The sequence below is a fragment of the Stieleria maiorica genome (assembly GCF_008035925.1).
In the GTDB taxonomy this organism is placed as follows: Bacteria; Planctomycetota; Planctomycetia; order Pirellulales; family Pirellulaceae; genus Stieleria; species Stieleria maiorica.
Genome location: NZ_CP036264.1, coordinates 5,435,990 through 5,454,850, shown reverse-complemented (window position 1 = coordinate 5,454,850; position 18,861 = coordinate 5,435,990). Strand labels below are relative to the sequence as shown.

Below are 18,861 nucleotides of genomic sequence, written 5' to 3'. Positions count from 1 at the left end.
AGTCGCAGGTGACAGATTGTAGCCTGAACTAGAGAGGACCTTGGATCTGCAGCCAGTTAACGCAGGTATTGCAGCCCTCGATGCCGGAGCCGATGTCCATCGTCAATACGCCGTCCTGGACCGCGACCTCGCCGGTTGCCTCGATGAATTCGCCCTCGGCGGTGTCGTGTTGGTCGATCAACGGCTGTCCTTCGAAAGAAACCGATTGCGACGACTGGTCGTGTGCGGAATCGCCGACACAGACGGTGAGGCGGTAATTTCCGTTGGGCAGCAGACATTCCCAGCGTGCTCTGGAGCGGGTAAACAGGAACGTGTCGCCCGGGCCTTCGATCCGATTTCGCGAGCGATGGTTTTGTTGATGGTCTTGCGTCCATCCGAAACCACGTTCACGCTGAAAAACTTGCCCGCGGTCGGCGACGAACCCTGCAGCTTGGCGGACGTTCGGGCCGCAGAAATCAATGGCGCGATCAAGATCGTCGATCGGTTGGGGAACGCCATCTCGATCGGGCGGCAACTCGCGTCGTTCAATTTCAAACCGAATCGGTGTGTTGGGCGTGAACAGCAGCGCGTCGTCGCGATCCGGAATCCCATCGCCATCCGCGTCGTCGGTGGAGTGATCTTGGATTTGCCAAGATTCCCAGCCTTGTTGTTCGACGCGAGGCCACCACCAGCGACAAAACTCACCGCGACTGCCCCCGGTCCACTGTGCCGGCCCCTGCGTTTGGTCACTTCGGGCGACGACCTTGGCAATCCATTCCGGGCTGGCCGGATCGTCGGGCCGAAAGTCAACATCGCGAAGTCCCAGCGGAAGCAATCTCAACGCGGCCAAACGATTGATTGCCACAAATGCCGGATGGCTGGGCTCCAAATCGCGGAAGGGCCACAGCAGGATCGCAGTCGACGACTCAACTTCGCCGCACAATGCGTGGCGGACGGACTCCAAGAGTTCGCGGTCGTAGGGGATTTGACGCGGGGTGACGCCAGAACGCAAGGCCACCGCCGCGGTCGCTCCGGCGGCTTGTCCGACGTGAATCCGCTGGTCATGCAATCGGATCGCGGCGCTGACGATGCTGCTGAAACCGACGTTGCCTTGGGCGCCGAGCAGGCCGTTGAATTGTTCGGGAACGAGACTTCGCAGCGGGAACACGCTGCGGTCACTTAAGAAATTCGTGTGCCGCAGTGGTTTGTGGTAATCGATCCATGGTCCTTTGTTTTCGCTGCGATTGTGTTTCGCGTTGGCATCGATGTTTTCGCTGACCAAATAAGTGCGCCCCGTGCGGTGAAAATCGTAGTGGAACTGCCATGCAAACAGCCCATCGGGATACATCACTGCTGCATAACGTTCCGTCGCCTTGTTCTTTGTCGCTCCGTCACGATTGCGCCCGTCTTGCTCGCGCATCATGTACATCGCTTTCAGACGCAATGATTCGCGGATGTAAGGCTTAGGTGGCAGGTGGTCCGGTGTGCCGAACTCGTCACTCAAATGAAACCGACGGAAGGAGTTTGTTTTATCGGCCGCTCGATCATGGACGAAGTTTTGCAGGTGGTACAACACGCCGAGGGCATGCTGCTTGGCATCGCGAAAAATGATCTCACGCTGTGGTCGCGACAGGATCACAATGTTCTTGGTCGACGCGCCGGGTTCGGTAGCATCGAGTGCTGCTGCGACATGGGCCGGCAACCGTTCCAGCGGGTAATCTTGGCCATTCATGTAATTCAGCAGGATGGCCGTTTTGCCGTCACGACTGGTTCGGCCCTCAACGATTCGGCGAACAGAATAGACCGTCAATTGCCGATTGGAGGTCTCTTTAGCGTCGGGCCAATGTTTGATCGCGCCCAGGTGGATGTTGTCGACGTCCCAATCCAAGTCGCGATAGGTATCCAAGCTGAATCGGGTCGCGCGGGGGTAGTTTCGATCGTCAAATCGTTTCGGCTTCTCGATCGGTGTTTCATCGTTTGATTCTGCAACGATCATCGCCCAGGTGATCGGGTTCATCTCGTTCGGTGGCGCGTTTTCTGGGGCACTGGGTTCGCCGTAGCGCGACGGTGGGTCCGGACCATATTCAAACGCGGCTCCGGAGACCTGGATCGCATCTCCCCAGTCCGACGCGTCGATGGTGAGTTTCGCTTGCACGTGTAGGTCCGCGACGGTGCTGTCGACCGGCGCGAACCAAAGCCCTGTCAATTCGGGGATCGACGCCGATCGGTCGACGTCGGCGCGGACTGGATAGCGATCGGTGATCAGGGTGACTTGCCCGTTGGCGAGGTAGGGATTAAGCATCTCGCGAAAAATCGCTTCTGCTTCTGCCGGCCGAAAGGTCGACGGCCCGTGGTGGGGCCTGCCCGGCATCGGGGAGCCGTATTTTTCGGTGTTGAAGGCTTCGATGCGATCCATTAATTCTTTGAACAGGCCGAAGCGGTGAAAAGAACGCTTCATCGGGTGCCAGTCCACGCCCCAGCCGACTTTGCCGACGCCCTTGTTCTCGTCGACACAGGCGAGTGCTTGTTCGGTGAATTGGCCGCCCAGCCAGCGGCCGTCATGCACAATTACAATTCTGGGGACGCCCAAACGCGCCGCTTGGATGGCGGATGCCCAACCCGATTCGGTGCCACCGACGATCAAAAGGTCGGCGCGAATCTCATCGGCCGACTTTGCCTTGGGAGTGAAAACGAGCAGACCAAGTAAAACGACGAAGACAAAACGCATGCCACAAGAACCAGGGGCTAGTCGTGAAAAGCAAGGAGGGAGTGATGGGGCAGTGGGATTGGCATCCAGCCTGTCGACGCTGCAATCGCGTGCCGAGAAGCCGAGCCTACCTGATGTTGATGGTTTCTAAACCAACTCATGGATCACTTCACCGTGATCCATCAACACATGGGGACGACCGGATCGATCGTGAATCATCTGTCCTGGATCGATGCCCAGCTGATGGTAGAGAGTTGCGACGACGTCGGCATAGTCGACCGGACGATCCGTTGCTTCGCCGGCCACCTTGTCGGTTTGTCCCAGGAGGATGCCGCCCGGCATGCCGCCGCCGGCCATCATCCCCATCGACAACCGTGGCCAGTGATCTCTGCCGCCCTTGTCGTTGATCTTTGGCGTTCGTCCAAACTCGCCCCAGGCCAAGACGGTGACATCATTCAACATGCCTCGCGATTCCAGATCGGTCACCAAGGCGTGGAATGCAAAGTCGAACAGCGGGCCGAGCTGTTGCATCCGTTTGTTGTTGTCCGCGTGAGTGTCAAAGTCACTCAGTGAAATGCTGACCACACGCACGCCGGCTTCCACAAGACGTCGCGCCAGCAGAAACTTCAGTGCCGCCTCGGGGCCTTCGCTGGTGTAGGACCGGGTTCCATCGGCGGTTTGTTTTGGAGTGTAGTGCTCGATCACCCGTGGATCCTCTTGGTCCAAGTCCATTGCGCCGGCGAACTCGCCGGACGTCAAAATGGTGTAGGCCTGCCTTGTGAAATGATCCATCGCGTCCATCTCTCCCGAATCGTCCAGCGAGCGATTGAACTGATCCAGGCGTTTCAGTAGTGCCAGGCGATCGTCGATGCGGTCGACCGGTAGAGATTCGATCAATTTGAGTTCCGTCTTGTGCCCGTCGCCCAGTCTGGCCAATTCGCCCTTCATCCCTTCTTCCAGCTCGCGGTGGAATCGATCCGAGATGTCCGGCCGAAAGGGTTTGACACTTGGGCCCAGGAAACCGGGGCGGGCGCTATTGCGAACCAGCGGTCGGCCCTGCATCAGGTCGACGAAATTCGGCACCCGATCTTGTGGGGAGCCCATCAAGTGATTGACCACGCAACCGAGTGCCGGCCGACCGCCGATGGATTGCAGGACGGTTTCCTTGTATCCGCTTTGGCATTGGAATGCATGGTGTTTGCCATCGGCCCCGATCAGGGACCGTAGAAAAACCAGTTTGTCTGCGATCGATGCAGATCGAGGCATCAATTCGGTCAGACCGATTCCGGGTACCTTGGTGGGGATCGGCGCGAACGGGCTTCGCAGTTCCGCCGGGGCGTCCGGCTTGGGGTCGATCAGGTCCATTTGAGGCGGACCACCATCGAGGTGCACGACGATGATCGACTTGCGTGACGACCCATTGTCCGATCGAGCGTCCGCGGCAAGGAGTTCGGGAAGACTTAGTCCGGCGATCCCGGCGGCACCGGCACAGAGGAAACTTCTGCGTTGAAGACCGGTACAATTGGCAAACCGATGGCCCGAATCGAATCGCATCATGACAGAGACTCCCCCGGCGGTGGCACAAACAAACGTCCATCCATCCTATCACGAACCACGCCCCCCTGCCGAACCCACCCCCAAAACCACTCCCCCGGGGACATGGCATGTCATCGCCAACCGCATCGGGGACACGGTACTTTGAGACTTGTGGGTGACCAGAGGGACAGGGTGACCAGAGGGACATGGCACTTCAACCTGGAGGACGACGCCGAGCGACGGGCAGATGCAGTATCGATACGAATTGGGGCTGTTTTACGGTGGGACGCGACCGACTTTTCGGGGGCGATCCTCAGCCGCTTGATTCATGACGGGGTGCTTGGAATCCACGGTGACCGGTGAGTTCGTGCACGGACCAAGGTGATCTACGCCGCGAGCTGGAGACGTGCATCGTGAAATGCGTCTTTAAGAGGGAGCAGTCAACTAGAAGATCAGTCGGGCTAAGCCGCTTGGGCAAACAGTTCGCGGGTCTGCTTGCGAACGTGGAACGGGCGGCCGGTTTGTTTGCCACGCTGCTGATCAATGTGTTCAGGTAGCCCGGCCATGGTGGTGAACAGATCGTCGAAGTCTGCTATCAATTTCAGCCAGACCGTCGGCGAGAGACCGAGACGAATCAATATCGGGGGAAGGTCATCAGGTGTTCGCCCGCGTTTCCCGTCGCGAATCTGCCGTGCCGACCAGTCGAGGAGTTCCAAGTACTCTAGGCGGCTCATTGACAAGAACCCCTTATCGCTACATCGCGCACCGCTATCACTCGGTTGTGGACCAGGAGGATTGTTAGCTTCGCAAAGATCGACAGGGGCTAGAAACGAGTCTGGCAGCGATTGATGACACCGTGTCGATGCGTCATTGCCTGATTCTGCTGCAGAATCATCAGGCTCCGTTACCTGTTGCTCCGAGTCAACGGCCGCGATCCGGCGTTGTGCAGATGTGTGTTCGCTCAGTTCCAGCGTCTCGGCCATACAAGCTCGAATCCAATTCAGATCCACATAGACGGCACAGGCCAACACCGATTCCTCATCGATCACGGGAATCCCCTTGAAACGATCTTCGAAGAAACGCCCACCGGCATCGTCTTCACGATTGGCTCGCTGTGCGATGCGTTGGTTCAGCAGTCGCATCCACCACGAGATGTCACTGAGTCGCAGTCGCAATTCTTCAACCCGAATCGGACAATTGCGGATCGTGTCCAATTCAGGCTCCGAGGGTGGGAGGGCATTGCCGGCCTTGTCTTTACGCTTCGGACAGATCATCAACCAACGTCGGGCCACTTCGGTATCGTCCCAGGTCTGGACAATATCGGGGCGAGAACGGAGCAGTTGGTGATGGTGAGTGGAAAGAACCGAGAATGACAGCACGTCGATGGCAAATTGGGCCGCAAATCGCTGAATGAGTTCGTCGACCCATTCCTTGCGGTGGTCGTAGTTCTCGTCCGAACCGGGGACGCAGCCCATTAAGTAGCAAGCCCGTGTGGTGCGGCTGATGGTGTGGACGATTTGAACCTCGCGAGGGTCAATCTTGTCACCGCGATTAGAGCGTGTCATCGCATCCTCCTAACAAAGAGACTCGTTTTAGCTGTCGCTGCGACTAGAAGATTGTCTTCAAATATCGCAGCCAAAACGAGTCGTTTCTTGCGACTCCACGAACCCTCATTGCACCGGACATCATGCGGGAAGTCAAGCATCTTTAGAAGAGGAATCGAAGATCTAGATACGATTACTGGCGGTGTTTTGATATCATTGCACTGGTGGAAACATGCCCTGTCCCCAGGCGGCTCTGTACCCAGACGGCTTGGGGACATAGACGGCTTGGGGACATGGCATAACCGATCATGCCATGTCCCCGTGTGGCGAGGACTGGAGTGCCATGTCCCCGGTGGGGGAGTGAATGGGAGGAGCGATGAGATTGTTGATTGATGGGTTTTGGGGTTGGGGGAGTGTCGGGGGCGTTGCGCCGTTGCTGCTGTTGATGGTGGCGGGGGCAGCGGCGGCGGAGCGTCCGATCAACGCAGAACGTCCCAACATCGTGGTGATCTATGCGGACGACCTGGGTTACGGTGATGTGCAGTGCTACAACCCCGAGCGGGGAAGAATTGCGACGCCCGCGATCGATCGGTTGGCCGAACAGGGAGTGATGTTCACCGACGCCCATTCCTCGTCCGGTGTCTGCTCTCCATCACGCTACACCCTGCTGACCGGCCGCTATCACTGGCGCTCGCGTCTGCAAGCGGGAATCGTCGGGCTGTGGGGAGCACCGTTGATCGCCCCCGACCGCCTGACCATCGGTTCGCTCGCGCAGCAACAGGGCTACCAAACCGCATGCATCGGCAAATGGCACTTGGGATGGGATTGGCCGATTCCGGCCGACGTTGCCAAGCAATTCAAAGAACGTCCCAAAGGACGCGCTGTCGCGACCGACGCCCATCGAGCCATCTGGCGCGAGGTCTTCGAAAATCCGATCGGCGGCGGACCCACCACGCGCGGTTTTGACGTCTACTTCGGCACCGACGTCCCCAACTGGCCGCCTTACTGCTTCATCGAAAGCGATCGAACCGTTGGTATCCCCTCCGAATTCTTGCCGGTCGAGCTGCTGCGGAAGAATCAGGCCAGCAACCAGGGGCCCGCCCTCGCCGGGTGGACGCTGGAACCGATTCTGCCCGCATTGGCCGATCGGGCTTCACGCTACATTCGCGACGCCGCTGCGGACGCCAAGCCCTTCTTGCTCTACATGCCACTCACGTCCCCCCACACACCCTTGTCGGTCAATGAGTCCTGGAAAGGCAAAAGCGGCCTGGGGCTTTACGCGGACTTTGTCATGGAAACCGATGCGGTCGTCGCCCAAGTGCTCGACGCGATCGAGCAGAGCGGCAAAGCAGACAACACGCTGGTGGTGTTTACAAGCGACAACGGCTGTGCACCGTACATCGGCGTCGACGCTCTGGAAAAGCAGGGTCACTATCCAAGCGGCCCCCTACGAGGCTACAAAGCGGACGCGTGGGAAGGTGGCCATCGCGTCCCCATGATCGTCCGCTGGCCAGGCGTCGTCGAGCCGAATAGCCGATGCGATCAACTGGTTCATCAAGCCGATCTATTGGCAACGATGGCTGACCTGATGGCGGTGGCGTTGCCCGACGATGCCGGTGAAGACAGCTTTAGTTTGATGTCGCTGTTGCGAGGCGAGGACCGACCAGTTCGCGAATCGGCGATCAGTTGTTCGATCCGCGGCGTCCCAAGTCTGCGGCGTGGCAGCTGGAAATACATCGCCGCACCCGGTTCGGGCGGCTGGGGCAAAGGCGGCGATCAAAGCCAGCCGGTGCAGCTGTACGATCTGGCGGTCGACCTTGGGGAGTCCAAGAACCGTGCCGCAGACCAACCGGAACGTCTCGAACAGATGCAGGCCTTGTTGGAAGCCATCATCCGCGGCGGACGCAGTACGCCAGGGCCGCAAAAACCCAACGATGTCAGTGTTCGGCGCTACCCGGCAGCGCCTTGACAGAAGGACCTTTTATCCCGCGTCGCACTACCCCTCCAGCGCGCGCATCGCGTTGTTGTAAAAGATGTCCTGCAGCGTATCCGGGTCCGTCACCAACTCCTCCAAGAACGCTTGCAACTGCCGGCTGTAACAAAGGTTCTTGAAATGGGCGCCATGGCCGTCGTAGCAGGGACAATCGCTGCCGAAGAGCATTTGTTTGGAGTGTCGCTCGATAAACCCGGCCGTGAAGTCTTTGTCACGCGACAATGCACCGAACCCGCTGCCGGCCGACATGTCGGCATACAGGTTGGGATAGTCGGACAGCAATCGATCGAGCAATCCGCCGGGTTTGACGGGGCCTTTCGGATACAGCGTCTTGTCGGCCGGTGGCACTTCGGCACTGATGTTGGCCCACCACGTTTGTGCGTGCCCGATGATGCGGACGTTCTTGTACCGTTTCAGGTAGGTTTCCAGGTGGTCTGCCAAACCTTGGTTGTATCCACCGGGACCGTCCTGGAAATGAATGGTGATCGGCCAGTGGACGTCGTTGCAAAATGCGATGACACGTTCCACACGCGGATCGTTCAGCGGAAGATGCTCCTTTTGCTCACCGATCCCCCGGCACCCGAGTAAATGGTACGCACGCAGACGCGCGATCACGTCGTCGCTGCGAATGTCGGTTTGGCAGAACGGGATGATCCGATCGCGGTATTGATGATACGCGTGCAAAACGGTCTCGGTGCGCAATAACACCCCGCCTTCGCCCGTTTCCAACGGCAACACGAACGCCTTGTCCGTCCCCGTCGCATCCATATGCCGGATCGTGTCTTCAATCGTCCGCTCAAAATGATTGATGTGCAGGTGGCAATCCAGCAAACGAGGCTGCTGCACGTTTGCATCGGCGGCGGGAAGGATCGATGGATTGCCGATGTGCACGGCGGAAGATGCGACGGACGCGGCGATCCCAAGGAATCGTCGACGCGAGGAAAGGGAGGACGGCATGGCGAGATCACTCCGGTGGGACTCTTAACGCGGATGGGATGCGGAAGAAGAGATTCTAACCGGATACGACGCAAGGTGTCGTTCTCCACGCTCTGGCGAGCGTAGCTACTGCAGTGTTCTCCACGCTCTGGCGAGGGTAGCTACTGCAGTGCGTTATCAAGTTTCCGGATCGGGCGTCGGTGTCGGCAGCGACTCCACGGCGGGCGCGGAACTGTCGGTCGAAGGCACGCTCATCGGTGGATCAAGCCGGCTTTCGATGACGGTCTCGTCGAGCATCCTGTCATAAATGATCCCGTCCTGGACCGTTGCACCCTCCAGCACCATCGGCTCGGAGGAAACCGCCGATCCGATCGGCGTGGCCGAAGACGGCGCGCAGTGAGAGCAGGGGGAACGGTGATAGACGACCGGGGTTCGCCGAAACCAACTCAATGGCCCCGATGAACTGCAACCGGACAGAACGACAAGAAACGCGGGAAGCAAATAACGCACGGATGGATCTCCGAAATTGGCTCAGCATCCATTCACGGCAAAAAGTCCCGACCTTGGTTTGATCCATTTCGGCAGCATCGACCGCGGCGGTGGAGCAAAAGCGAAACGGTAGCGAACAGATGGCTCGTGCCGATTGGGAACGCCGTGTCGGTCGTGCAGGTTTCTGGCCTCGGGGCGTCCGCTGCTGATGACAGCACGACGCGTAAGCGAGTGGCCAATGGTGGTGTGGTTTTAGCGTGGGCCGCTCGCTGACGCTTCCCGCTGGCATTTGTTCCTCCTTGGCGGAAATGACAGGCTGGATGCCTGTCCCGGGTTAATAATCTGCTTCTTGCAGGCTGTTGAGCACGGAGGTTTGCCAGGTGCGCAATTGTCGACTGAGTCGCTCAGTTACTTCGGCGTTGGACTGGGCCAAGTTCGTTGCTTCTTCGCGATCGGCATGCAGGTCGAACAGTTCCACGTTCGTCGGATCTTTCGCGCTTGCATCGACGACCAGCTTGAAACGGTTGTCCAGGATCACGCGAGGTCCGGCGTAGTCTTCGTCCGTGATTTCCGGCTGATGATAGTTGTTGAAGCTGCGTGTCAGTTTTCCGGCCATCTCCTTGACGAGCGGCGTTGTGCCTTCTTGAAATGCCGGATCGATGTAAGGCTTGGGCTTCGCTTGCGCCGCGGTGACTCGTTTCGTCGGATAACTCCAAAAACAAATCGGTTTGGGACGTTGCGTCATTTTGCCATCGATCACCGGGACGATGCTGATCCCATCCAGCGGCCGGTCGGGTGTCTGGACGCCGGCCAGTTCACAGAGCGTCGGAAGCATGTCACTGGTGACGGAATTTACCTCGCTGACCCGACTGGTCGCGATCCGCGCCGGCCATTCGATCAACCCGGGAACCCGGATGCCGCCTTCGTACATCAACCCTTTTTCGCCGCGGAACGGAGTCGTCACACGTCCGCTGCTTCGCGGGCTGCCGTTGTCACCGCAGTACCAGATCAGGGTGTTGTCTCTCAGGCCTTTGTCAGCCAGATAGTCACGCAATGTTCCGATCGACCGATCCATTGCGGTGATTTCGGCATAACGCTCGCGCAATACGTCTCGCAGTGGCCGCGTCGTCTGTTTCCCGGTTTCCATCGACGTCAATCGCACCGTGCGTTCGGCGAGCGTTTGCGGCAGGTCATCATAGAGCGCGAGATCCTTGTCCAAGCCGCTGTAGGGTTCGTGGGGCGACCCGAACCAAACGACCGCCAAGAACGGTGTCTCGTCGGCTCGAGCGCGGTCGATAAACTTGATGGTTTCGTCGATCGTGACTTCGGACCCTTCGCCTCGAATCGTTTGCGGCGGGTCACCGTTGCGCGAGAAGGGCGGGTTCATTTCATAGAAGTTGTCGTGGGAGACGTATTCGTCGAAGCCCATCGCACGCGGGTTGGTTGGTGAGTCTGATTTGACCGGACCGAGGTGCCACTTTCCGAAATGACCGCATCGGTAACCGGCCTCGGACAGCAAATGCGCGATCGTGATTTCTTTTGGACGGATCGACCAGCCCGGCGAGAAGGTTCCGTAGCGGTTGGGGTGGCGTCCGGTCAGCACACTGCCGCGGGTCGGTGAACACGAAGGATGCCCGGAATAGAAATGATCCAGCCGCAAACCGCTGCGGGCCATTTCATCCAACACCGGAGTCTGCAGATAGGGATGTCCGTTGTAGCCGGTCTCACTCCATCCGTGATCGTCTCCCATCAGCAGAATGAAGCTGGGGCGGTCATCGGCACGGCAAAGGGTCGCGGTGAGAAATACCAGTGTCAGTACCGACCAACGGGTGAGGTAGCGAGGCTTTGAGGTAGCTGCGCTCACCAGAGCGTTGGGAATACTTAAAGACGCTGCTTTCATGGGAGGATTTCAAATGGTCTTGGTTGGCGATCAAACGGGGCGTGAGGCGAGGCACATACGGCCTGCATTATCTCTGGAAACAACAATCAACGCACATAGTCCTTCCCCGACCAGCTGTCCAAGACCGACCGCTGCCAGGCCTCGAGCTGCGTTTTCATTTGGGCGGCGCGATCGGGGTGTTTTTTGACCAGATTTGTTTGCTCCATGGGGTCAGTTTCCAAGTTGTAGAGTTCCAACTTGATTTGGTTGTCGTTTTGAATTCGGTGCAGCTTCCACGGCCAAGCGTTCCATGCCGCGTGGCCTCGCATCCCTTCGTCGCCGAAGGTCGGAAACTCTTGGACGTTCTTTAAAACTCGCTCGGGGAACGGGTTGGGGCGTCCGGATTGTTTGGCTTCGAGTAGCGCGCGGATGATCCGGTCGCTGTACGTGCTTTGCCCTTGGGTGTGTCCGTGCCAGAATCCCATCGGCGGTCGCGTGGTTTGCTTGCCGGCCAACACGTCGGCAAGGTCAACGCCGTCCAGTCGCGGTTGATGCGGAACTTTGGCGCCGGCGATGGGGACCAGCGTCGGGTACAGGTCGGCGGCAAACGCAGGCGTGTCGATCGACTGATGACCGAATCGCGCCGGCCATTCCAGAATCGCGGGAACCCGCAATCCGCCTTCATAAATACTGCCCTTTTTGTTGCGACCGCCGGACGATTCGACGATCAACCCGCCGTTGTCGCTGCAGTAGAACAGCAGCGTGTTTTCGGCGATGCCAAGGTCGCGCAAGGATTGACGAAGTCGTCCGACTTGTTGATCCAACAGCGTGATCTCGCGAAAGTAACCCGGTTTCTTCGTACTTTGGTCGTTGTAAAGTGTCGCGGCATCGGGAACGTTCTGTGGCAATTCCTGTTGGGGATCGTGGGGAGAAGGAAACCAGGTGACGGCGAACATCGGGCGATCGCCAGCGTGGTGTTTCGTCAGGAACTCGATGGTCGCTTCCATCGTGATCACGGTTCCGGGGCCTTCGATGTGTTCGTAGTTTCCGTTGCGGCTGAGGTAGGGATCGTTGTCGAAGAAGTTCAATCCGGAGAGCCACTCGTCGAATCCTGCCCCGCCGGGACTGGTCGGGCTGTCCGGTTGAACCGATCCGATGTGCCATTTGCCAAAATGGCCGGTGACATAGCCGGCGCCGCCGAGCGCCTCGGCGATCGTCACTTCGTCGGGCCGCATGTAGTGGCCGTGATTGGGAACGTTGGTGCGAAACGGATGGCGACCGGTCATCACACTGGCGCGGGTCGGTGAACAGACCGGCGCACTGGCGTAAAAGCGGTTGAATACGACGCCCGCCTTGGACATCGCGTCCAGGTGCGGCGTTTGGACGAAGGGATGTCCGGTGAATCCGGTGTCGCCATAGCCGTGGTCATCGGCCATCACCAAGATGATGTGCGGCCGCTCCGATGTCTCGGCAGCGAGTGACTTGGAGTTGGCTAGTTGGGCAACGAGGAGGGTGACCAGTGCGACGGAGAGGGTTTGTTTTTGCGCGAGCATGAGAGGCGGGCGGTGGGGAGGGGCAAGACGATGGGGGCAAGACGATGGGGGCAAGACGATGGGGGCAAGACGATGGGGGCAAGACGATGGGGGCAAGACGATGGGGGCAAGACGATGGGGGGGCAGAACGATGGGGGGCAGAACGATGGGATGTTGCGTGGGAGTGGTTGGGGACAGAAGGTTGATTGAAGGAACAGGTCAATTGGACAGCACAACGATGCACTCCAATTGCCGGCCATGGTCGTTCAATCGTAGCTACCTTCGCCAGAAGGTGGGGCCTCCTCGGGAATTGACTTGCTCTGGCGAATCGAACGACCTCCGAGCGGCGGAGTCGCTACGACATTGTTTTGCCCCCATCGTTTTGCCAATTTCTCGTCGGCAACTAATTCCCGTCTTGTCGATAGCCTTTTTCGAGCTTCCGTTTGGGCGGTGGCGGCGGGGTGATGCCTTCGGCGATCATCAAGGCGCGGATGGCATCAGCGGTTTCGTAGGAGGGTTTAAAATTTCCTCCGCCGCGATGGCCCATGGCGATCCACAACGGCATCCGGCCCTGTTTGGTCACCTTGCTCCAGACGTTGATGTCGGCGCCGCTGGCAGCGAGACGATTAACGACCGACGGCATCATTTTATAGGCGGCACCGTGCATGGCCGTTTCGCCGTTTTCGTCGACGGCGTTGACTTCGGCCCCCAAGTCGATCAGGAAGGAAACCGCTGCCAGGCATTCCGGTTCCGAGCCCGCCGAGTCGCCTTCGGTTCCCGAGCCGATTCCCGCCGCGATCATCAACGGTGTCCAACCGTTGTCGGCGGCAAGCGTCGGATCGGCGCCCAAGTCCAATAGCGTTTGCATCAGGGCGACATCGGCGGTTCCGGCCGCGGCGAAGAAAGCCGTCGCCCCTTTCTTGCCGAACTTGCCGCGACCGCCACTGCGTTCTTTCCTCGCGTTGACGTCGGCCCCGTGTTCGACGAGCGCCCGGACGAATTGCAAACTGGTCATCGATCCCGATCCGATCGGCGGCGGGTCTCCGTCGGCATTGTCCCCCAGCGGCGGTTTGCGAACCCATGACATCGTGAACAGCGGTGAAAACCCGGTCCGCTGATCGTTCGGATCTGCACCGGCCTTCAGCAATTCGACGGCGAGTTCAAAGTGGCCGTTTTCGATCGCCAGGATCAGCGGTGAGGTCCGCTTTTGAACGTTCTTGCCGGAACTGTTGGCGGGCATCATCACCGAATTGACATCCACACCGGCATCGAGAAACCGTTTCACGACGGAAGTGTGTCCTTGGCGAACGGCAAAGGTCATCGGCGTGTAACCCGATCGCAAGGGCGTGTCAAAATCTGCGCCCGCGTCGAGCAACAAATCGACGACATCAAGGTGGCCTTCGTGGGCCGCCCACATCAGTGCGGTCTGATCGTTGCGTTCTTTCGCGTCGACATCGGCGCCGTGCTCAAGCAACGCGCGGACCGGGCCGACACGTCCGGTCCGGGATGCTGTCATGAGGGCTGTCTCACCACCATTGAGCGTCGCGTTGGCGTCGGCGCCGTTTTCGAGCAGCAATCGCACGATCTCGGTGTTTCCGTTGGTGCAGGCGAGCGATAGCGGAGTGACGCCGTAGCGGTTTTCGCAATCCGCGCGTGCCCCCGCATCGACGAGCGTCTTGCACATGTCGGCATCATCGAAATAGGTGGCCCAGTGCAGTGCCGTCATTCCGTCGACTTGTGGTGCATCGACGTCGATCGATCCGTCGTCAGCTCCTTTGAGTAAGCTGACGACCCTCGCGTGGTCTTGATGTTCCGCCGCATCGGCCAGCGAAGAGTCGGCGGCGTGGAGCGATGCACCGCTCAGTAGGATCCAGCAAAGCGTGACAGTAAGAATGCTCCGTTGATGCGCGAAAGCGGTTGGCGGATGGATCTTCCGCGTCGTCCACGCTTTGGTGAGCGTAGCGACGTTGTGACGCAAGCGAACAAGAAACTGATTCACCATCCGTTTCACCGTGATTACACCGAAAGCGGTTCGAAGAGTTCGTCGACGGGGCCTTCGCTGTCGGCGAATTTGTCGAGTTTGACGCCGACCTTATCCAGCAACGTCAGGTGTAAATTGGCCAGCGGGGTGGGGCGGTCGTATTGAATGTGCCTCCCTCCCTGCATGCCACCGGCGGCACCACCGGCGACGATGATCGGCAGGTCCGAGTGGTCGTGGACGTTCGGGTTGCCCATGCCGCTGCCGTAAAGCAACAGGGAATGATCCAACAGCGACCCGTTTCCGTCGGACGTTTGCTGAAGTTTTTCCAGGAAGTACGCGAACAGCGAGACATGAAACGCATTGATCTTTGCCATTTTTGCGATCTTCTGTTCGTCGTTGCCGTGGTGCGACAGCGGGTGATGCGATTCGGGAACGCCCAATTCGGGATAACTACGGTTGCTCGTTTCCCGGGCCAACTGGAATGTGATCACGCGTGTGATGTCGGCTTGCAATGCTAAAACCTGCAAGTCGAACATCAGTCGTGCGTGGTCGGCGTAGGAGGCAGGGACGCCCATCGGCCGATCCAGGTCCGGCAACTCGTTGTCCTTCGCAGCGGCTTCGGATTGTTGAATCCGCCGCTCGACTTCGCGCACCGAATCCAAGTATTGGCTGATCCTGACGCGATCCGACGGACCGACTTCGCGATTCAGCCGCGCGATGTCCTCGGACATCCAATCCAACAGACTCGCCTTTTGATTGCGTTCGGCCCGCCGCTGGGCTGCCGTTCCGCCCGCCCCGAACATGCTCTCGAACACGATCCGCGGATGTGCTTCGGACGGCAGCGGTGTCGTGGGTGATGACCAGGACAGGTTGTTTTGGTAAACGCAGGCATAGCCGTTGTCGCACTGGCCGACAGTTTGCATCAGATCCATCGACAATTCCATCGAAGGCAGCTGCGTCGATTGACCGATCTGCTTGGCCGCGAGTTGATCGGCGGTCGTGCCCAAGTAGTAATCGGTGCCTTCGGTGTGCTTCGCCTTGGCGGCGCTCAAGAACGCGGAATTGGACGTTGCGTGCGAACCCGGGTAAGCGTTAGCAAGCTCCAAGTTGCTGATCACCGTGACTTGTCGGCGCACGGGCTCGAGCGACTGCAGGATCGGCGGCAATTCACCCAGCGTGGTTTCGCCGGGCGGTTTCCATCGCGACAGGTCACAGCCCATCGGCATGAAGACATAACCGAGCCGTCGAACCGGCGCCGCGGCGGTGGATTCCGATGCGGTTGCTGCCGGTACCATCGCATCGAGCAGCGGTAGCGCGACGGCGCCGCCGAGGCCGCGTAGCACCGTTCGACGTGAGAGAGCTTTCTTTCGAATCAGATTCACCGGAAGGTCCTCATTTGAAAAGCCGGGCTGTTGATGATTTCCCAAATCAACGCAGAAAAACGATATTGATCTTGTCCAGCACGACGCACGATTTCGCGAATCGCGGGGCCGTCGGAGGTAGTGACGCCGCGACCGAGCGCATAGGTGATCAGTTTTTCGGTCATCGCCGTGGCGAACAATTCGGGCCGCTGCAATACGGCGGCCTCTAATCCCGTCACGCCATGGAAACTGTCGCCGCTGGGCAACGCGCCCTCGGCATCAACCGGAACACCGAATTCGGTGTCTCGCCATCGTCCGACCGCATCATAGTTTTCCAACGAAAATCCGATCGGGTCGATGATCACGTGACAGCTGGCGCAGGCGGCGTTGGAGCGGTGTTTGGCGAGCCGCTGGCGGATCGGAAGGTCCGCCCCGATCACCTCCTCTTCCAGCGACGGAACGTTCGGCGGTGGCGGCGGAGTTGGCGTGGCGAGCAAATTTTCCAGGACCCAGTTGCCGCGGATCACGGGCGAGGTTCGCGTCGCATAGGAGGTCACCGTCAAGATGCTTCCGTGCCGTAACAATCCGCCACGATGGTCATCACTGGAAAGGTTGACGCGACGAAACCGGCTGCCATAAACATGCGGGATGCCGTAATGTTTGGCCAAGCGTTCGTTCAGGTACGTGTAATCGGCTCGCAACAAGTCCAGAACGCTGCGGTCTTCGTCGACCACGCTTTGGAACAGCAATTCCGTTTCACGCCGCATCGCTTGGCGGAGGTTGTCGTCGAAGTCGGGATACAGTCGGGCGTCGGGCGTTTTGCTTTCCAGGTTTCGCAGATGCAGCCACTGGTTGGCGAAGTTGGTCACCAGCGCTTCGGCACGGCGGTCGCTGAGCATCCGCAGCATCTGCTGGCGCAAGATTTCGGGATCCCGCAGCTTGCCTTGTTCGACGACCGTCAGCAATTCGTCGTCGGGTAGGCTGCTCCACAGGAAGAACGACAACCGTGATGCCAGTTCGATGTCGCTGATCGGATAGACTTCGCCGGCGTCCAGGCCTTCGGGGTCTCGTTCGATGCGGAACAGGAACCTGGGGCTGACCAACAGCGACGCCAGCGCCCGTTCGATCCCTGCCTCGAATCCACCTGCGGCCTCGCCATCGCGATAGAACTCCATCAGCGGGGCGATGTCCGTGTGGTCGACGGCGCGTCGATAGGCAAGTCGGGCCAGACGCGAGAGGATTTGTTCGGCACAAGATTCGTTCTGCGCGGACGTCGACGGATAGCAGGTAAACACGCGACGTCGGCTGGGCGTGTCCGGGGCGGTTTGCGTCGCGGCTGACGTATCGGCATCGACGTACGGACCGGTGATCGACACTTGAAACACCGCGGGGGTCTGTCGCGGATGCCGGTGCGAATTGAAATGCACATTCAATGGTTGGCGTTTGGTTTCGATCAGCGACGACTTGTTTTTAACGAAGGTGACACCGAAGTCGTGAGGGCCGGCGGTCACATCGATCCGTGCCTTCAACCGGCTGTCATCGAAAAAGTAGCGACTCTTGGCCTTCGGCGGGACGAGTTCGAAATCGGCGACGCGATCCCGATCCAACAGAAACTCCATTTGGTACTTACCGTTCAAACCTTCGACATGCTCGTTGCGATCGCGTGCCAAGTGGACTTGCACTTCGTAGACACCGGAGCGTGGGAAGGTGTGGTGAATCAACATGCCGCCGCGGGTTCCCGGCGGCAATCCGACCACGTGTTGCTCTTGAGTCACATCGGCGGGCATGCGGTACGTGTGCCCTTCCAATTGATCCGATGGCTGGGCGATCGCAAGTCGGCTGATGGTTCGTGCCGCGTTGATGTAACGCGAGACCAACGTCGGCGGCAGGTCTGCGACCGTGACGTTGTCGAACCCATGGCTGGATTCATCGGCCGGCAACATCGCTTCGGCGTCGACGTCGAGCGCCAGCAGATCTCGGATCGCATTCTGATATTCAAACCGGTTCAATCGCCGGAACGTATCCGTGCGACCCGGCTTGGGATGTTTTGCCGCGACGGCCGCTAACGCTTGGACCAGTCGGTTGCTCGCTTTTTGATAGTCCTGTTCCGAGGGGCGGTAGGCGTCCGGCGGTGGCATCCGCCGTGACATCAACTCGCCGAGCACACGTTCCCAGATTTCATCATGCGATTCCAGGCTGTGGTCGGGCAAAAGCGAAAGGTCCAAGTCTGCCTCCGGAGCATCCTCGCTGTGACAGTCCAAACAGTACTCGGTTAAAAACAACTCCAACGCCGGGGCGGCCGCATGCTCAAGCGACTCGCCGGTCGCGTCCTTGGGCGTCGTCGCGGTCTCGTCGGCGCGGATGTTTTCGCAGAAAAGTGCCACAAACCAAACGAGCAAGCCGGAGCAACAAACCGAGACGGTGCGATTTCTGACGGGAAGGAGCGAGAATCGGTTCGCCATGCGTCGATCCACTTTTTCGTTCGGCATTCGTTTTGTTGCGTCGGACAGTAGGCAGGTCTGGGCAAGCCGGCGTCTGCGGCATGAGACGCAAGCGATCACGCGATTGAATGTGATTTGCGGGGAAACTGAGGGACGTCCAGTTTAACAGATCTGCGACAGCGAGAGCCGAGATCTTCGCAGAAAATCCGCCGCGCAGAACCTCTCGTCCGGCTCAGATCGAACTTCGGTCGGGGCGGGGAAGATTGGCAGTTTGCACTCTCTTTCGGGATCAAACCGGACGTATCGTCGCCAGATGGCTGTGCTGATGTGACCGTGACGCCTGACGCGATCCGCTACATCGACGCGACGCGATCCGGCCAAAGTGCAATTGCCCAGAGTCGACCGGCGGGTACATTGTCGGGAAATCCGATCCGCTGGACCGGCTTTCGACCTGCCCTGCTTCACGCCGATTTTGATTCTGCC

Annotated in this window: 11 protein-coding genes; 1 reads left to right on the top strand and 10 read right to left on the bottom strand. The window is 59.2% G+C overall.

Features of this window, described 5'->3' with window-relative positions; all coding sequences use genetic code 11:
• Nucleotides 1-28: 28 nt before the first annotated feature.
• The 3 genes from Mal15_RS18535 to Mal15_RS18525 form a co-directional block, all read right to left on the bottom strand.
• Nucleotides 29-2,707, bottom strand: a complete 2,679-nt coding sequence (locus Mal15_RS18535) for an FAD-dependent oxidoreductase (protein WP_147869138.1) — start codon at nucleotides 2,705-2,707, stop codon at nucleotides 29-31.
• A 126-nt stretch (nucleotides 2,708-2,833) separates the two neighbouring features.
• The gene (locus Mal15_RS18530; protein WP_199773679.1) at nucleotides 2,834-4,243 is read right to left on the bottom strand and encodes a DUF1501 domain-containing protein; all 1,410 of its coding nucleotides are present in this window, start codon (nucleotides 4,241-4,243) and stop codon (nucleotides 2,834-2,836) included.
• A gap of 440 nt (nucleotides 4,244-4,683) precedes the next feature.
• A complete protein-coding gene (locus Mal15_RS18525; RefSeq protein ID WP_167546906.1) occupies nucleotides 4,684-5,787 on the bottom strand; it encodes a hypothetical protein in 1,104 nt (367 codons plus the stop codon).
• A gap of 355 nt (nucleotides 5,788-6,142) precedes the next feature.
• On the opposite strand from Mal15_RS18525, the gene Mal15_RS18520 reads away from it, so the two are divergent.
• A complete protein-coding gene (locus Mal15_RS18520; RefSeq protein ID WP_147869137.1) occupies nucleotides 6,143-7,735 on the top strand; it encodes a sulfatase family protein in 1,593 nt (530 codons plus the stop codon).
• Nucleotides 7,736-7,762: 27 nt separating this feature from the next.
• On the opposite strand, the gene Mal15_RS18515 is transcribed toward Mal15_RS18520, so the two are convergent.
• From Mal15_RS18515 to Mal15_RS18485, 7 genes are all read right to left on the bottom strand, one after another.
• Entirely contained in the window at nucleotides 7,763-8,716 is a 954-nt protein-coding gene (locus Mal15_RS18515) for an amidohydrolase family protein (RefSeq protein ID WP_147869136.1), read from the bottom strand.
• 156 nt (nucleotides 8,717-8,872) lie between these two features.
• Nucleotides 8,873-9,205: a hypothetical protein gene (locus tag Mal15_RS18510; protein WP_147869135.1), complete on the bottom strand. Its 333-nt coding sequence runs from the start codon at nucleotides 9,203-9,205 to the stop codon at nucleotides 8,873-8,875.
• 313 nt (nucleotides 9,206-9,518) lie between these two features.
• Nucleotides 9,519-11,084 carry a sulfatase family protein gene (locus Mal15_RS18505; protein ID WP_147869134.1) on the bottom strand — a complete coding sequence of 522 codons (1,566 nt, stop codon included), beginning with the start codon at nucleotides 11,082-11,084 and terminating at the stop codon, nucleotides 9,519-9,521.
• A gap of 86 nt (nucleotides 11,085-11,170) precedes the next feature.
• The gene (locus tag Mal15_RS18500; protein WP_147869133.1) at nucleotides 11,171-12,616 is read right to left on the bottom strand and encodes a sulfatase family protein; all 1,446 of its coding nucleotides are present in this window, start codon (nucleotides 12,614-12,616) and stop codon (nucleotides 11,171-11,173) included.
• Between the two features lie 382 nt (nucleotides 12,617-12,998).
• Nucleotides 12,999-14,594 (bottom strand): ankyrin repeat domain-containing protein, encoded by a 1,596-nt coding sequence (locus Mal15_RS18495; RefSeq protein ID WP_167546905.1) that lies wholly within the window; start codon nucleotides 14,592-14,594, stop codon nucleotides 12,999-13,001.
• A 17-nt stretch (nucleotides 14,595-14,611) separates the two neighbouring features.
• Nucleotides 14,612-15,958: a DUF1552 domain-containing protein gene (locus Mal15_RS18490; RefSeq protein ID WP_233902872.1), complete on the bottom strand. Its 1,347-nt coding sequence runs from the start codon at nucleotides 15,956-15,958 to the stop codon at nucleotides 14,612-14,614.
• Entirely contained in the window at nucleotides 15,955-18,399 is a 2,445-nt protein-coding gene (locus tag Mal15_RS18485) for a DUF1592 domain-containing protein (protein WP_147872164.1), read from the bottom strand. The genes Mal15_RS18490 and Mal15_RS18485 overlap by 4 nt, the downstream gene beginning before the upstream one ends.
• Nucleotides 18,400-18,861 lie beyond the last annotated feature (462 nt).

What these genes read in the sequence shown, in the direction of transcription:
- Mal15_RS18505 (WP_147869134.1), bottom strand. Translation starts at nt 11,084, where the DNA reads ATGAAAGCAGCGTCTTTAAGTATTCCCAACGCTCTGGTGAGCGCAGCT.
- Mal15_RS18535 (WP_147869138.1), bottom strand. Translation starts at nt 2,707, where the DNA reads ATGCGTTTTGTCTTCGTCGTTTTACTTGGTCTGCTCGTTTTCACTCCC.
- Mal15_RS18500 (WP_147869133.1), bottom strand. Translation starts at nt 12,616, where the DNA reads ATGCTCGCGCAAAAACAAACCCTCTCCGTCGCACTGGTCACCCTCCTC.
- Mal15_RS18525 (WP_167546906.1), bottom strand. Translation starts at nt 5,787, where the DNA reads ATGACACGCTCTAATCGCGGTGACAAGATTGACCCTCGCGAGGTTCAA.
- Mal15_RS18515 (WP_147869136.1), bottom strand. Translation starts at nt 8,716, where the DNA reads ATGCCGTCCTCCCTTTCCTCGCGTCGACGATTCCTTGGGATCGCCGCG.
- Mal15_RS18530 (WP_199773679.1), bottom strand. Translation starts at nt 4,243, where the DNA reads ATGATGCGATTCGATTCGGGCCATCGGTTTGCCAATTGTACCGGTCTT.
- Mal15_RS18520 (WP_147869137.1), top strand. Translation starts at nt 6,143, where the DNA reads ATGAGATTGTTGATTGATGGGTTTTGGGGTTGGGGGAGTGTCGGGGGC.
- Mal15_RS18485 (WP_147872164.1), bottom strand. Translation starts at nt 18,399, where the DNA reads ATGGCGAACCGATTCTCGCTCCTTCCCGTCAGAAATCGCACCGTCTCG.